The following is a 15,110-nucleotide window of genomic DNA, read 5'->3' on the forward strand; positions in this document are numbered from 1 at the left end:
CGTTGCGCGGGGAAAGGCGTGAAAGTGAGGGAAGCGGGAGCATACCGCTTCGGGGGTCGGGGCCGTCCGGGCAGGTGTAAGCACCCTTGGAATTCGGCGACAAATCTCGCGACCCGCGGGGAGCTGTCTGTGGCTGTACAGCCACCGATAGAAAAGTTCACATTGATGGTTGTGATCGTTGAGTGAAAACTATCGAAAATATCAGTGCTCGCCTATATTTGCTCCAGGCGACCTCGATCTGTTCATTTCCCGCTGCTATCCGGGGAGGCGTTGAAGTTGGCTCGCACTACCGATGAGATTGGCCTGGCTGCCGAGCTGTGGTCGCCGCTGCTCAAGCAGCGTTTTGAGACATTGTTTGCCGTGGCGTCCCGCAAGTCGCTGCGCGGCTGGCGGCAGGTGCCCCTGGTCAGCGCCCAGGTGCTGGTGGTGGACGGCAGCCTGCCCGTGCCCGAGGCGGCCGGATGGCTGCCTTGCGTGGTCTATGTGGGCGGTGTACCCCAGGGGCAGCACCTGGAACGCACGCCCCAGCGCCTGGCCACCTATCTGGATCTGGATTTCACGCTCTCCGACCTGATCGACATGCTGGACCGGGCCGCCGTCTTCCTCATGGACTGGACGGTGCGCCAGCAGGTGGCGTCCTCGCAGACCCTGGTGCGCGCGCTGGATGATCTTCGGCAGCAGGCTGAGGGCTGCCGCTACCAATTCCGGCTCAAGGCCTGGGTGGCGCTGCCCGCGCCCTGGAACAGTGCCGAATCCCTGCGGGCCCTGGCCATGCTGTGCCGTGGCCCGATGGATGTGGCCACACTGTGCGAGCACAGCGGCATGGCGCCTGCCGCCGTGGCCGAGCTGCTGCGCCACCCCCGGCTGCGCGGCACGCTCGATTGCAGCCTGAGGCCGGCCCGTGCGGACGATCCAACGCCGCTGGGCGGCCACCGCGCGCAGGCGCACGGGGCTGCCACTGCCGTGGCGCCAGGCCTGTCGCGCCAGTGGGTGCAGCGGCTGACCGGCTGGATACGCCGCGGAGGGCAGGCATGAGCATGTGGATGAGCGACCAGCCCGGTGCGGGACTGGTGCGGGTGAGCCTGATCGGCCCCATGGGCATCGGCAAGACCACGGCGCTGCGCAGCCTGTGCGGAGCGCTGATGGCCGCAACGGATGTGCCCAATCTCGACCGGGCCGCCCATTCCAAGGAGTTCACCACCGTGGGCGCGGAGTTCGGCGAGATCGATCTGGGCGAGGGAATGCGGCTGCAACTGGTGGGCAGCCCGGGCCAGGACCGCTTCGACTTCGTGCGCCGCTGGGTGCTCAATGCTTCGGTGGGCGTGCTGCTGATGGTGGATGTGGGCGATGCCTCGGCGCCGGACTATGCCGCGCAGCTCCTGTCCGAGATCGCCACCCTGGAGGTCGAACCCCAGGTGCTGCTGCTCAGTTGCCGTGACGCCAGCGAACAACAGCAGGAGGCGTTCAGCACCGCCTTGGCCGATCGAGGTCGCGGTATAGTGCCTGTCATCCAGGCGGACCCCCGTGACCGGCAGCAGTTGCTGGATGCGCTGGGGGTGCTCGTTTCCTTGCTTTCCTTGCAAAGTCAGGCATGAAGACACCAACGCATCCCCAGATTTCCTCCACCGTGATCGAAGCTGGCCAAGTTGCACTCAATCGCGTGGTGGCGCCTCTCGAGGGCGTGCATATCGCCTTGCTGTGCACGCCCGATGGTTTCGAGATCACGGCCCTGCGGGTCAAGAGCGAGCTGCCGACGGAGCGCCTGTCTGCCATGGCGGGCTCGCTGATGGCCATGGCAAAGGCCGTGGCCGCCGAGATAGGCCACAAGTCCTGCCACCGCCTGACCTTCGAGACCGAACTGGGTACCGTCCTTTTCCAGGCCGTCGGCGGCAGCCACCCGGCCATCCTGTGCATGGTGGTCGATCAAAGCGCCCTGCTGGGACGTGCGCTGTGGGCCGCGGGCGAAGTGGCCGGCGATCTGTCCCGTCTCTGACCCCCGTATCCGATTCAAGAGTTTTCTCCCCCGAGGAGCGGGCGCGATGAGTCCATCGCATCGCCTGCCCTTGCTATTTGAAAGAGGTGGCATATGGCTTCGATACATGATTCTCTGAACGGCCTGCTGGGCATCGATGGCGCCCTGTGCGCAGCCCTGGTGGACAGCACCAGCGGCATGCTGATGGGCAGCGCGGGCTCCGGCCTCGACATGGAGCTGGCCGCCGCCGGCAACACGGAGGTGGTGCGCGCCAAGCTCAAGACCATGCGCATGCTCAAGCTGGACGATGCCATCGACGACATCCTGATCACCCTGACCCACCAGTACCACGTCATCCGGCCCGTGGCCGCCCATGAAGGCGTGTTCTTCTACCTGGTGCTGGACAAGAGCCGCTCCAACCTGGCGCTGGCCCGCCGCAAGGTGCAGGAGATCGAAAAGGACCTGGCACTCTGAGAGCGCCCGCGCTCTTGCCGCCAGACCTGCCGGAGACGGATTCCGGCAGGTTTTTTTTCGCCCGCCGTCACCGGTGCGCCACGGGCGCGCAGCGTACACGCCGGCTTGCTGCCAGAATCGCCGCGTGCTGTCCGTCCTGCTGATCACCTTCCCCTTCTTCGCTCTCGTGGCCTGCGGCTTCGCAGCCACCTGGCGTGGCGTGCTGCCGCAGGCGGCGATACCGGGGCTCAACGCCTTCGTGCTGTATTTCGCGCTGCCCTGCATGCTGTTTCGCTTTGGCGCGCAGACGCCGATCGCGCAACTGCTGGATGTGGGCGTCTCCGTGGTCTACCTGCTGTGCGCGCTGCTGATGGTGGGCGCCACCGTGGCGCTCACGCTGCGGCGCGTGGGCTGGAACGATGCGGCCTTCGGCGCGCTGGTGGCCGCCTTCCCCAATACCGGCTTCATGGGCGTGCCCATGCTGGTGGCGCTGCTGGGTGAGCGTGCGGCGGGCCCGGTCATCGTCACCATGGCCATCGACATGGTGGTGACCACCTCGCTGTGCATTGCGCTGTCGCGCCTCGGAATGCCGGGCGGGCACGGTGTGGCGGTGGCATTGCGCCGCGCGCTGGCGGGCATGGCCTCCAACCCCATGCCCTGGTCCATCGTGCTGGGCGCAGTGGCGTCGGCGGCGGGCTGGACGCTGCCCGGCCCCATCGACCGCACCGTGGCCATGCTGGCGGGCGCGGCCTCGCCCGTGGCGCTGTTCACCATAGGCGCCGTGCTGGCGCGCTCGCAGATGAACAGCCATGAGCGCGTGGCCGCGCGCGACTACGTGCCCATCGCGCTGGCCAAGCTGCTGGTCCATCCGTTGCTGGTCTGGGCCGTGGCCCGCGCGGCCATGGCGCTGGGCCTGCCTCTGGGTGAGGAGGCCTTCGTGGCCCTGGTGCTGCTGGCCGCACTGCCCAGCGCCAGCAATGTCTCGCTGCTGACCGAGCGCTTCGGTGCGCATGGCGGGCGGGTGGCCCGCATCATCCTGGTGTCCACGGTGCTGGCCTTCCTGAGTTTCTCGGGTGCCGTGGCGTTGATGACCTGAGCCGGTCCGAGCGGCAGGACTGGGCAGGCCCGGTCAGTCCAGGCCTGTCGGCAGGCTGGCGCTCTCTACAATCGCGCCCATGTTTTTTCACCACCTCGACGGGATTGCATGAAACCCTCCCCCTCTGCCCCGGCCGGCGCCCCCACGGGCGCGGGCCTGCTCTGGATGGTGACGCTGGCCTGCCTGCTCTGGGCCCTGGTGTCCTGGCTGGCCAATGGCAACCTGGACGGCTACCACGACATGCTGGAGAACTATGCCTGGTCCCAGCCGCTGCAGCTGGGCACGCACAAGCACCCGCCGTTCTTCGCCTGGGTGGTCGGCCTGTGGTTCATGGTGTTTCCGCAGAACGACGCCTTCTACCGCCTGCTGTCCTATGCCAATGTGGGCGTGGGCCTGTGGGGTGTCTATGTGCTGGGCCGGCGCCTGGGGCTGGCGCGCCTGGCGCCGCTGGGGGCGCTGCTGCTGCTGTGGTGCTTCCCGTATACGACGCTGGCCGGCAAGTTCAACGCCAACAGCCAGCTGCTGTCCCTGTGGCCCTGGGCGGCGGCCCTGCTGCTGGCCAGCTGGCAGGAAAAGGGTGTGCGGGGCCTGGCCTTCAGCGTGGCCCTGGGCGTGGTCTCGGCCGCCTGCATGCTCAGCAAGTACTACAGCGGCGTGTTCCTGGCCGGTTTTCTGCTGCCCATCCTCCTGGTGCGCGAAGGTCGCCAGTGGCTGCTCACTCCCAGGCCCTATGTGGCGCTGGCAGCCTTTGGCCTGGCGCTGGCGCCGCATGTGGCCTGGATTGCCCACCACCAGTGGGTGACGCTGGGCTATGCCATGGACCAGGGCGGCGGGCAGGTGGTGTGGAGCTATGTGCTGCGCTTTGCGCTGGCGCCCATCTTCTACTGGCTGCCGGCCTGGCTGGCCGTGTGCCTGGTGTATGGCTTCATGCAGGCCCGCCAGCAAGGCGGTGGCTGGCTGCGCTGGAGCGCGCGCTTTCTGCGCCGCAGCTGGGCCTGGCAGGGGCGGGGCGACACCTTGTTCTGGCTGGCCCTCATGCCCTGGCTGGCGACGCTGGGCTTTGGCGCCACCGGCGTGGTGGAGCTGTCCACGCCCTGGGCCATTCCCATCGGCTATGCCTTCGTGCTGCTGTGGCTGCGCAACCTGGACGCCGAGGCGCCTGCCGCGACGCAGGCCGCCCTGGCCGCGCTGCGCCGCGCCTGGTGGCCGAGCCTGGCCGTGGTGCTGGTGATTGGCGTGGCCGCGGGTTGGGGCAATGCGCGCAAGAGCAGCTCCGACTACTACCGGCCCGCGGCCGATGCGGCCCAGGCCATCGTGCTGTCCTGGAACCAGCGCCACCCGCAGCAGCCGCTGCAGTGGGTGGGCGGCGACTGGGCGGAAAACGCCATGCTCTCCTTCTATGCACAGCCGCATCTGCGCACCATCCCCGGCCTGCCCGACAGCGAATATGCTCGTGTGCTGGCGCTGGCGGACTGGCGCCGCCAGCCCGGCCTGCTGCTGTGCCCGCGCGGCCCCGTGGCCGGCGAGCCCGGGCCGACCGCGAAATCGCGCGATTGCGAGCAGCAGGCGCAGGCCTGGCTGGCGAAGCTGGGCCTGCCGCAGGAGCCGCGTGTGCTCACGCTGCAACGCTCGGGCTGGCGTTTTCCTGTGCCCACACCTTATGCGTATGCGGTTTTTGATGTGTTGCCGCGCGCGGGCAGCCAGCCCGCTGACAATGCTGGCCTATGACCGAATTGCATGCTGACATTGCTCCGGCCGCTCCCAAGGGAATGCTGCCGCGCGCGCCGCTGCGGCTGAGCTGCGTGGTGCCGGCCCACAATGAAGAGGGCAACCTGGAGGCGTTCCTGCGCGCCCTGGACGCGATGGTGCGCACGCTGACGCCCGACTACGAGCTGATCGTCGTCAACGATGGCAGCCGCGACGCCACGCACGAGATCGCGCTGCGCATGGCGCAGGAGCTGCCCGTGCGCTACCTGGCGCTGTCTCGCAACTTCGGCAAGGAGGCGGCCCTGTCGGCCGGCATAGACCATGCGCGCGGCAATGCCGTGGTGCTGATCGACGCCGACTTCCAGCATCCGCTGCAGATGCTGCCCCAGATGTGCGAACTGTGGCAGTCCGGCTACGACATGGTCTATGGCGTGATCGCCGACCGGGGCGCCGAAAGCGGCGCCAAGCGGGTGGGCACCAACCTGTTCTACCGGCTCATGAATGCCGGCAACCTGGTGAAGATCCCGCCCAATGCCGGCGACTTCCGCTGGCTGGACCGCTGCGTGGCCGACGCGCTCAAGGCCCTGCCCGAGAGCCACCGGTTCATGAAGGGCCTGTACGCCTGGGTGGGCTTCAAGGCGGCGGCACTGCCGTTCGTGCCGGCCGACCGCACGGCCGGGGCGTCCAGCTTCAATTTCCGGCGCCTGGGCTCGCTGGCCCTGCTGGGGCTGACCTCGTTCACCACCTTGCCGCTGCGCGTGTGGAGCATCGTGGGCGGGATGATCTCGCTGGCGGCCCTGCTCTACGGGCTGTGGATCACCATGGAGACGCTGATCTTCGGCAACCCGCTGGACGGCTGGCCTACGCTGGCGGCCAGCATCATGCTGTTCTCGGGCGTGCAGCTGATGTCCATCGGCATCCTGGGCGAGTACATCGGCCGGATCTATGACGAGGTCAAGCGCCGCCCCACCTATCTGCTGGCGCGCGACGAGGACCGCAGCCCGCTGGCGCCGCGGGAGTAGCCATGCACGATGTGATCGCGCAGCTGCGCCGCCTGCCGCAGGCGCTGCAGTTCGTGCTGGTGGGCGGCTGCGCGGCCGCCACGCACCTGGCCGTGGTCGCCCTGCTGGTGCAGCTGGCGGGCATGGCGCCGCTGCATGCGAATGTGCTGGCCTTTCTCGTGGCCTTCGTGGTCAGCTACAACGGCCATGCGCTGTTCACCTTCGTGCAGACCCAGGCACGTGGCCGGGCCGTGGTGGCCAAATACTTCGCCGTGGCCTGCGTCTCCTTCGTGGCCAACGAGCTGCTGTACTGGGCGGCCCTGCACTGGCTGCACTGGCACTATTTCTGGAGCCTGGCCCTGGTGCTGGTGCTGGTGGCGGTGGGCACCTTCGTCCTGGCCAAGTTCTGGGCCTTTGCGGCCCCCGGACGCAAGGAATCCCCATGAACACCATGCCTGCCATAAACGGGGAGAAGTCCCCGGCCAGAACCGTCGTCCTGTGCGCCGACGACTATGCGCTGCACCCCCTGGTCGACGAGGCCGTGGAGCAGCTCACGCTGCAGGGCCGGCTGTCGGCCACCAGCTGCATGACCACCTCGCCGCACTGGAGGCAGGCGGCCAGGCGCCTGCCCGCGCTGCGCCCGCGCCTGTCGCTGGGCCTGCACTTCAACCTGACCGAGGGCCATGGCCTGCAGCCCGCCGCCGGCATCGGTGCCGTGATCGCGCGCGCCTATGCCGGCGCACTCGGCGGCGCCGCCATGCGCGACGCCTGGCGCCGCCAGCTCGACGCCTTCGAGGACGCGCTGGGCATGGCCCCCGACTTCATCGACGGCCACCAGCACGTGCACCAGCTTCCCGGCGTGCGCGCCGCGCTGGTGCAGGAATTGCGCCAGCGCTATGGCGACAACGCCGACGACCTGCCCTGGGTCCGCTCCACCACCCCGGCCGGCCAGCTCTGGCGCGACCCCAAGGCCGCCATCATCGCCCTGCTCGGCGGCTGGACCACCACCCGCCGCCTGCGCCGCCAGGGCGTGCCGCTCAACCACGGCTTCGGCGGCGTCTACGCCTTCGACCAGCCCACGCCCGAAGGCTATGGCCGCCACATGGCCCAATGGCTGGCCCAGCTGCAGCCCGGCAGCCTCATGATGTGCCACCCCGCCACCGCCCCCGTCCAGGGCGACGCCATAGGCGCCCAGCGCGCCGTCGAATACGCCTACCTGCGCTCCGACGCCTTCGCCCAGGCCCTCGAACAAGCGCACTGCCACATCGCCCAAGGCCCCCTCACCCCGCTGTTCACAACGAACTAAGAAGCAGCAATAGAAAAGGCCCGGCCAAAAATGGACCGGGCCATGTGGGCGCAGCGCAAAAAACCGACGAGGCCCAAAGCAAGGGACAGCAAGCAAGGGCCGCCCCGCAGCGAGGCTGTCGTCCCCCTCCCCCGCGAAGCGGGTAGAGAGGCGCCGTGCCACGGGGGGAAGGCGCGCCAGCGCCTCAGGGGGTGCCTATCAATATTCCCAGAAGATGCGCTGCAGCTGCTTCGTGTCCTGCGTCTTGGTCAGGGCCACGGCGGCCAGCAGGCGGGCCTTCTGCGGGTTCAGGTCATGGGCGACGACCCAGTCGTACTTGTCGTCGGGCTGCTCGGCGTTGCGCAGCACGAAGCCGGCCGGCACGCGCGAGCTGCGCACCACGATCACGCCCTTTTGGCGCAGTTCATTGAGCTTGGGCACGATGCGGTCGGCCACCGAGCCGTTGCCCGTGCCGGCGTGCACGATGGCCTTGACGCCGGCCTTGCCCAGCGCGTCGATGGCCGTGGCGGGCACGTTGCCGTAGCCATAGACGATGTCCACGGCGGGCAGGTCGGTGATCTGCTCGATGTTGAACTCGCTGCCCCTGGTGTGGCGCTTGACGGGGGCGCGGAACCAGTAGGTCTTGCCCTCGACCACCATGCCCAGCGGGCCCCACTGGCTGGAGAAGGCATTGGTCTTGATGTTGGTGAGCTTGGCCACATCGCGCGCGGAGTCGATGTTGTCGTTCATGCTGACCAGCACGCCCTTGCCCGCCGAGTCCTTGGAGGCGGCCGTGGCCACGGCGCCCAGCAGGTTCAGCGCGCCGTCGGCCGAGATGGCCGTGCCGGGGCGCATGGAGCCGACCATGACGATGGGCTTGTCGGTAGGCACCACCAGGTTCAGGAAGTAGCCGGTCTCCTCCAGCGTGTCCGTGCCGTGGGTGACGACGATGCCGTCCACGCCGGGCTGCTTGGCCAGCTCGTTGACGCGGCGTGCCAGCGTCAGCAGTTCCTTGTTGGTGAAGCTTTCGGAGGCGATCTGGAACACCTGCTCGCCAGAGACGTTGGCGATGTTGCTCAGCTCGGGCAGGCCGGCCAGCAGCTTGTCCACGGGGACCTTGGCGGCCGTGTAGGTGGCGCTGTTGACGGCGCTGGCGCCCGCGCCGGCAATGGTGCCGCCCGTGGCCAGGACGACCACGTTGGGCTTGCCGGCCTGTGCGGCGGGAGCGGGTGCAGGGGCGGTCGCCGTGGCGGGCGCTGCGGCTGCGGGGGCCTGGCTGGCGCCGGGCTGGGACGCGCAGCCTGCCAGCGCAAGCGCGACGGCCATCAAGGTCATACGGAAGGGGGTGAACGGCATGTATCGCTCCTGGAAAGGCATTGAATGATCCAGCCTTGTGGGCTGAATGCGGCACGATGCAATAAACATGCCCCGCCTGCATCAGCGCAAATCCCGATGGGAGCCGTGCGGCGGATGCGCTAAAAGCGCTTCCGAAAAAGTAGCGGTGAATGCTTTGTGGGATTGCGCCAAAGGCCTGAAAGGCTTGAGGTTTTTTGGGGCCGTTCCAGAGGCTGTGCCACGTTCAGATGGCCAGCGGGTCCACGTCCACCAGCCAGCGCACCAGGGCGCGGTGCTCGGGCTGTGCCCTGATCCAGTGCAGATGCGCCTGCCAGGCCCAGAGAAAGCGCAGCAGGGCGGGCCGCTGGGCCGACTCGATCAGCATCTGCGCCCGCTCCACATTGGCCACGCGCTGGACGGACATGGGAATGGGCGGGTAGAGAAACACATCGTCCACATGGGGCAGGCCGGCCTGGCGCGCGGCTTGGGCGGCGGCGGCCAGAAAGGCCTGGGCGGCCTCCTGGCTGCGCGCATCGGCCCGCACGATGGCCTGGAAGGCAAACGGCGGCATGCCCGCATCGCGCCGCTCGCGCAGCTGGCGCGCCGCAAAGGCAGGGTAGTCGTGCGAGCGCAGCGCGGTGTAGACGGGATGGGACGGGTCGTGCGTCTGTATCCACATCTCCGGATGGCTGCCCTGGGCGGCCACGTAGTGCGCGTCGCGCCCTGCGCGGCCGGCCGCCTGCATCAGCAGGCTGAACAGGCGTTCGGGCGCGCGGTAGTCGCTGGAAAACAGCGCGCTGTCGGGCTGGACGGCGGCCACCAGGGTGATACGCCGGAAGTCATGGCCCTTGGCCACCATCTGGGTGCCGACCAGCACGTCGATGTCGCCGGCATGCACCTGGGCCAGCTGCTCCTCCAGCGCGCCCTTGGCGCGCGTGGTGTCGGCGTCTATGCGCGCCACGCGGGCGGGCTCGCGGTCGGGGCGCTGCACGTTGCGCAGCAGGCGGGCCAGTTCTTCCTCCAGCTGCTCCGTGCCCTTGCCCAGCGGCAGGATGTCGGGATTGCCGCAGCCGGGGCAGGCCATGGGCACGCGCTGGGTGTAGCCGCAGTGGTGGCAGCGCAGCGTGCGGTCGGCCTTGTGGAAGACCTGGTGGGCACTGCAGTGCGGGCAGTCGCTTTTCCAGCCGCAGTCGGCGCAGAACAGCACGGGCGCGAAGCCGCGGCGGTTGAGCAGCACCAGGCTTTGCTCGCCGCGCTGCACACGCTCGGTGATGGCATCGATCAGCGGCGGCGAGAACACGGCCTTGCGCGGCTGCTGGCCCATGTCCACCAGGCGCACGCGCGGCAGGGCGGCCGCGCCGATGCGGCTGGGCATGTGCAGGCGCAGGTAGCGGCCGCCCTGCGGCTCTTCGGCATTGGGCGGGCGGCTGGCGTGCCAGCTCTCCAGCGAGGGGGTGGCGCTGCCCAGGATGACCTTGGCGCCGGTATCGCGCCCGCGCCAGATGGCCAGGTCGCGCGCCGAGTAGCGTGCGCCTTCCTGCTGCTTGTAGCTGGCGTCGTGCTCCTCGTCCACCACGATCAGCGACAGCCCCGGCAGGCTGGCGAACACCGACATGCGCGTGCCCAGCACGATGCGCGCCGTGCCCGTGTGTGCCGCCAGCCAGCTCTTGAGCCGCTGCGGGTTGGTCATGCCGCTGTGCATGCTGACCACGCAGGCCGCGCCATACTGCGGCGCAAAGCGCGCCAGGAAGCGCTGCTCCAGCTGGGGCGTGAGATTGATCTCGGGCACCATCACCAGCACCTGGGCGCCGGGGTCGGCATCCAGCGCGGCCTGGGTGGTCCTCAGGTAGACCTCGGTCTTGCCGCTACCCGTGCTGCCGTAGAGCAGGAAGGGGCCGGGGTGGGCGGCGATCTGCGTGAAGACGTCGGCCTGCTCGGCGCTGAGGACGATGGGGGGAATGTCTGCGGCGGCCGGGGCCGGTGCGAGCGCTGATGCAGGCGCAGCGCCAGGCGCCGGTTGCGCCTGTTCCGCCTTTGCAGCCTTGGCCGCTCTCTTCGCCGCGGCCTTGGTCGGCCTGAGCCGGCGCGCCAGTTGCTCGGCCGTCATGTCGCGCAGCTGCGGCGGCAGGGCCGTCACGGCGATCTCGCCCACGCTGCGCTGGTAGTAGTAGGCGGCGAAGGCCACCAGCCGCCGCCAGGCCGCCGGCAGCGGCGCGATGCCCTCCAGCACGGCGCAGATGGCGCGCAGCTCCACGCCTTCGGGCACGGCGGGCGGCTGGGCCGGCGCGTCCCAGACCACGCCCAGCAGTTCCCGGCGTCCCAGCGGCACGCGCACCAGGGTGCCCGGCTCCAGCGGCTGCTCGCAGGTGTAGCTCAGCAGATCACCCACGGCGCTGTGCGCCGGCGTCTGGACGGCGACATGGACGGTATGGGCGGGAAGGGGCATGGGAAGAAAGCGGGGCCTGAAAACGCTGGCGCCGCAGGGCACGAACAGCGGCAACAAAGCCGCCAAGCATAAGCCTTGGGCAGCGTCCGAGGCGTGGGAAGCGGCGTTCTACACCAGACATCCCGGGCGGTGGCTACGGGTTTCTGGGTATATCGTCAATTTCTGTGGATAACTTTGTGGGGATTATTCGGATCTATGGCCATCCCCCCATTTGTCTGACCTTTCCGAGTGGTGCATTCTGAAAACGGTGCTATCAAAAAAAATCTTCAAAAACAACGGCTTATATCGATATGTCGCCCGCGTGCAGGTGCGGGTGACAACTGTGAGTCCTAAGACCTCGCTCAGATTTTTCTGTGCATAAGATGGTCTGTGGCCATCTTGTGCAGCAAGCGCCGGCCGGGCGCGCGGACTGTGGACAGCGCGGCCCAGCCGGGCCGGTGGCTGTCACGGCAGGGGGCCGGCGCTGCGCTGGCATCCGGTCCTGCGTGTGATGAGGAGCAGGGCGGGCGCTCAGCGCTGGCGCATGGCGCGCGAATGGCCGTGGACGGCCTCGACCAGGGCGGCCACATGCTCGGGCGGCGTGAACTGGCTGATGCCGTGGCCCAGGTTGAAGATGTGCGTGGGGCCCGTGGTGGTCCTGTCGGTGTGCGGGGCGCCGAAGCTGTCGAGCACGGCGCGCGCCTGCTCGGCCACGCGCTCGGGCGGCGCGAACAGCACATTGGGGTCGATGTTGCCCTGCAGCGCCTTGCCGGGTCCGCCCACCTCGCCGCCGACGATGGCGCGGGCGCGGGCCAGGTTGGCCGTCCAGTCCAGGCCCAGCACCTCGCAGTCCAGGTCCTTCATGTCGGGCAGCCAGATGCCGCCGCCCTTGGTGAAGACGATGCGCGGCACGTCCTGCCCATCGACGCCCGTGCGCTTGAGTCCGGCCAGCACGCGCTTCGTGTAGGCCAGGCTGAATTCCTGGAAGGCGCCATCGGCCAGCACGCCGCCCCAGCTGTCGAACACCATCACGGCCTGGGCGCCCGCATCGATCTGGGCGTTGAGGTAGGCGGCCACGCTGTCGGCGTTGATGGCCAGGATGCGGTGCATCAGGTCGGGGCGCGCATACATCAGGCTCTTGACCAGGCGGTAGTCGTCGCTGCCCTTGCCCTCGACCATGTAGCAGGCCAGGGTCCAGGGACTGCCCGAGAAACCGATCAGCGGCACGCGGCCATCGAGCGCGCGGCGGATGCTGGTCACGGCGTCGAACACATAGCGCAGCTTGTCCATGTCGGGCACGGCCAGCTCGGCCACGGCGGCCTCGTCGCGCACCACCTTGGCAAAGCGCGGGCCTTCGCCTTCGGCAAAGGACAGGCCCAGGCCCATGGCGTCGGGCACGGTCAGGATGTCGGAGAACAGGATGGCCGCGTCCAGCGGGAAGCGCTCCAGAGGCTGCAGCGTGACCTCGGTGGCGTAGTCCACGTTGGTGGCCAGGCCCATGAAGCTGCCGGCCCGGGCGCGCGTGGCCTTGTATTCGGGGAGATAGCGGCCCGCCTGGCGCATCAGCCACAGCGGCGTGTAGTCGGTGGCCTGGCGCCGGCAGGCGCGCAGGAAGGTGTCGTTGGTCAGGGGGGCGAAGCTCATGGTGGGCGATTGTCGCCGAGTCGGCTTCGCCAGGTTGCCGCGATGCCCGAGCAGCGCAGGGCGTCTTGCCCCGGGTTAACCCTGGTCAATATCGGCGGCAACGGGCTTTTTGAGGCCGCTACATTGTGCGGCGTGCGTTCCGCACAGGAATCCGTCCATGCAAGGAGAGAGTTTGCGATGCAGCGAAGAACCCTGACCCAGATCCTGGCCCTGGCACCGGCCTCGGCCGTTTGGGCTGCCAGCGGGCTGGCTGGAAGTGCCACGGCGGCCGAGCCGCTGTTTCCGGGCAAGGCGCCGCTGCGCATCGTCGTGGGCTACCCGCCCGGTGGCGCCACCGACCGCGTGGCGCGCATCGTGGCCGACAAGCTGCAGGCGCGCGTGGGCTCGCCCGTAGTGGTGGAGAACAAGCCCGGCGCGGGCGGCCGCCTGTCGGCCCAGTATGTGAAGAACGCGCCGGCCTCCCAGCCCGCGCTGCTGCTGGCCAACCCGGCCGTGATGCTGGTGGCGCCCCTGGTGTTCCCCGACTCGGGCTACGACCCCGACAAGGACTTCCGCCCGGTCAGCGAGGTCAACCGCTATGAATTCGGCGTGGCCGTGGCCAGTGCCGTGCCCGTCAGGCAGCTGTCGCACCTGCTGGCCTGGCTGCGTGCCAATCCGCAGCAGGCCAACGTGGGCGTGCCGGCCACGGGCAGCCTGCCGCACTTCTTCTCGCTGATGCTGGGCGAGGCCGCCAAGGTCCGGACCGAAACCGTGGGCTACAAGGGCTCGGCCCCGCTGCTGACCGACCTGGTGGGCGGCCAGGTGCCGCTGGCCATCGACACCTTCGACGTGCTGCTGCCCCAGCACGAGGCCGGCAAGATCCGCGTGCTGGCCGTGTCGGGCGAGCGCCGCAGCACGATGGCGCCGGACATCCCCACGCTCAAGGAATCGGGCCTGAACCTGTCGGGCATGGGCTGGAACACCTTGTTCGCGCCCCAGAGCATGGCGCCCGACATTGCCGAGCGCCTGTCGCGCATGGTGCAGGAGATCATGAAGGAGCCCGACACGCGCCAGAAATTCGAGGCCAGCCGGCTGACCCCGGTCTCCAGCAGCAGCGCGCAGACGGCCGAGATGCTCAAGGCCTACCGCGCCCAGTGGACGCCGGTGGTGCAGCGCTCGGGTTTCAAGCCCTGAACCTTCAAGAAAAATGGCCCGTGCGGGCCTTTTTTCATCGCCGGGCCGCCCCAAGATGAAAAACGCCCCCTCGGGGGGCAGCGTGGGGGTCATTTTTCATGGGGCCTAGGGTTTCCTCGGTGCCTGGGCGCTTGTGGTGGAAAGGGTCTGGCGACTAACATTTACCGACCATTCGGTAAATTATGTTTGATCTGCCGCATAAAGACGGCAGACAGGCCACGGAGACTTCCATGCCCCCATCGCTGGTTCTGGTTGAGCAGCACGACGCCGTCCGCACCCTGGTGCTCAATCGCCCCGACGCGCTCAACAGCTTCAACGCGCAGCTGCACGAGCAGCTGCTTTCGGCCCTGGAACAGGCTGCCGGCGATGCCTCGGTGCGCTGCGTGGTGCTCACGGGCGCGGGGCGCGGCTTTTGCGCGGGCCAGGATCTCTCCGACCCCGAGGCCGCGCCCGACCAGAACCTGGGCGACCTGATCGAGCGCCGCTACCAGCCGCTGTGCCTGCGTCTCAAGTCCATGCCCGTGCCCGTGGTGGCCGCCGTCAACGGCGTGGCTGCCGGCGCGGGCGCCAATATCGCGCTGGCCTGCGACCTGGTGCTGGCCGCACGCTCGGCCAGCTTCATCCAGGCCTTTGCCAAGATCGGCCTGGTGCCCGACTGCGGCGGCACCTGGCTGCTGCCGCGCCTGGTGGGCCGTGCGCGCGCCCTGGGCCTTGCGCTGCTGGGCGACAAGCTGCCTGCGGCCGAGGCCGAACGCATCGGCCTGATCTGGCGCTGCGTGGAAGATGCCGATTTGCGCAGCGAGGCCCAGGCCCTGGCGCAGCGCCTGGCCGCCATGCCGGTGCGGGCCCTGGCGCGCACGCGGGAGGCCATGGACTCGGCCCAGCTGCTGGACTACGAACATGCGCTCACGCGCGAGGCGCGCCAGCAGGGCCAGCTGGGCGCAGCCCACGACTACCAGGAGGGCGTGGCCGCCTTTCTGGGCAAGCGGGCTGCCGTGTTCTCGGACCGCTGAGGAGCC

The 15,110-nt window shown here is 68.9% G+C and carries 14 protein-coding genes; 11 read left to right on the forward strand and 3 right to left on the reverse strand.

The genetic code is table 11. The features are described from left to right. The first annotated feature begins 276 nt into the window (after positions 1–276). The 9 genes from ACRSCF_RS02670 to ACRSCF_RS02710 all read left to right on the forward strand — a co-directional run bounded on the left by ACRSCF_RS02670 (position 277) and on the right by ACRSCF_RS02710 (position 7,535). Positions 277–1,035, forward strand: a complete 759-nt coding sequence (locus ACRSCF_RS02670; protein ID WP_016450372.1) for a hypothetical protein — start codon at positions 277–279, stop codon at positions 1,033–1,035. Continuing rightward, positions 1,032–1,595 (forward strand): GTP-binding protein, encoded by a 564-nt coding sequence (locus tag ACRSCF_RS02675; protein ID WP_016450373.1) that lies wholly within the window; start codon positions 1,032–1,034, stop codon positions 1,593–1,595. Before ACRSCF_RS02670 ends, ACRSCF_RS02675 begins: the two co-directional genes overlap by 4 nt. Then, a complete protein-coding gene (locus tag ACRSCF_RS02680) occupies positions 1,592–1,993 on the forward strand; it encodes a roadblock/LC7 domain-containing protein (protein WP_016450374.1) in 402 nt (133 codons plus the stop codon). The genes ACRSCF_RS02675 and ACRSCF_RS02680 overlap by 4 nt, the downstream gene beginning before the upstream one ends. Positions 1,994–2,086: 93 nt before the next feature. Continuing rightward, complete coding sequence (locus ACRSCF_RS02685) at positions 2,087–2,446, forward strand: hypothetical protein (RefSeq protein WP_016450375.1); 360 nt, start codon at positions 2,087–2,089, stop codon at positions 2,444–2,446. A gap of 124 nt (positions 2,447–2,570) precedes the next feature. Continuing rightward, positions 2,571–3,521 (forward strand): AEC family transporter, encoded by a 951-nt coding sequence (locus tag ACRSCF_RS02690; protein WP_016454507.1) that lies wholly within the window; start codon positions 2,571–2,573, stop codon positions 3,519–3,521. Between the two features lie 108 nt (positions 3,522–3,629). Next, positions 3,630–5,249, forward strand: coding sequence for a glycosyltransferase family 39 protein (locus ACRSCF_RS02695; RefSeq protein ID WP_034368704.1), 1,620 nt, complete (start codon positions 3,630–3,632; stop codon positions 5,247–5,249). Continuing rightward, complete coding sequence (locus ACRSCF_RS02700) at positions 5,246–6,250, forward strand: glycosyltransferase family 2 protein (RefSeq protein WP_016450378.1); 1,005 nt, start codon at positions 5,246–5,248, stop codon at positions 6,248–6,250. Before ACRSCF_RS02695 ends, ACRSCF_RS02700 begins: the two co-directional genes overlap by 4 nt. A 2-nt stretch (positions 6,251–6,252) precedes the next feature. Further along, the gene (locus ACRSCF_RS02705) at positions 6,253–6,675 is read left to right on the forward strand and encodes a GtrA family protein (protein ID WP_017406517.1); all 423 of its coding nucleotides are present in this window, start codon (positions 6,253–6,255) and stop codon (positions 6,673–6,675) included. Next, a complete protein-coding gene (locus ACRSCF_RS02710) occupies positions 6,672–7,535 on the forward strand; it encodes a ChbG/HpnK family deacetylase (protein ID WP_016450380.1) in 864 nt (287 codons plus the stop codon). Before ACRSCF_RS02705 ends, ACRSCF_RS02710 begins: the two co-directional genes overlap by 4 nt. Before the next feature lie 198 nt (positions 7,536–7,733). Here the strand turns inward: ACRSCF_RS02710 and ACRSCF_RS02715 are convergent, their stop codons facing one another. From ACRSCF_RS02715 to hemE, 3 genes are all read right to left on the reverse strand, one after another. Continuing rightward, a complete protein-coding gene (locus tag ACRSCF_RS02715; RefSeq protein WP_016450381.1) occupies positions 7,734–8,870 on the reverse strand; it encodes an asparaginase in 1,137 nt (378 codons plus the stop codon). Positions 8,871–9,093: 223 nt separating this feature from the next. Beyond that, on the reverse strand, positions 9,094–11,295 hold the full coding sequence (priA, locus tag ACRSCF_RS02720) for a replication restart helicase PriA (RefSeq protein WP_047219278.1): 2,202 nt from the start codon (positions 11,293–11,295) through the stop codon (positions 9,094–9,096). Positions 11,296–11,805: 510 nt separating this feature from the next. Beyond that, the gene (gene hemE / locus ACRSCF_RS02725; RefSeq protein WP_016450383.1) at positions 11,806–12,918 is read right to left on the reverse strand and encodes a uroporphyrinogen decarboxylase; all 1,113 of its coding nucleotides are present in this window, start codon (positions 12,916–12,918) and stop codon (positions 11,806–11,808) included. Between the two features lie 177 nt (positions 12,919–13,095). Here hemE and ACRSCF_RS02730 point away from each other — a divergent pair, with 177 nt between their 5' ends. Together ACRSCF_RS02730 and ACRSCF_RS02735 are read left to right on the forward strand one after the other, a co-directional pair. Further along, positions 13,096–14,091 (forward strand): tripartite tricarboxylate transporter substrate-binding protein, encoded by a 996-nt coding sequence (locus ACRSCF_RS02730; RefSeq protein WP_016450384.1) that lies wholly within the window; start codon positions 13,096–13,098, stop codon positions 14,089–14,091. Between the two features lie 230 nt (positions 14,092–14,321). After that, on the forward strand, positions 14,322–15,104 hold the full coding sequence (locus ACRSCF_RS02735) for an enoyl-CoA hydratase-related protein (RefSeq protein ID WP_013800319.1): 783 nt from the start codon (positions 14,322–14,324) through the stop codon (positions 15,102–15,104). Positions 15,105–15,110: the final 6 nt, after the last annotated feature.

Source organism: Delftia sp. 11MD, from assembly GCF_050907895.1.
In the GTDB taxonomy this organism is placed as follows: domain Bacteria; phylum Pseudomonadota; class Gammaproteobacteria; order Burkholderiales; family Burkholderiaceae_C; genus Comamonas; species Comamonas tsuruhatensis.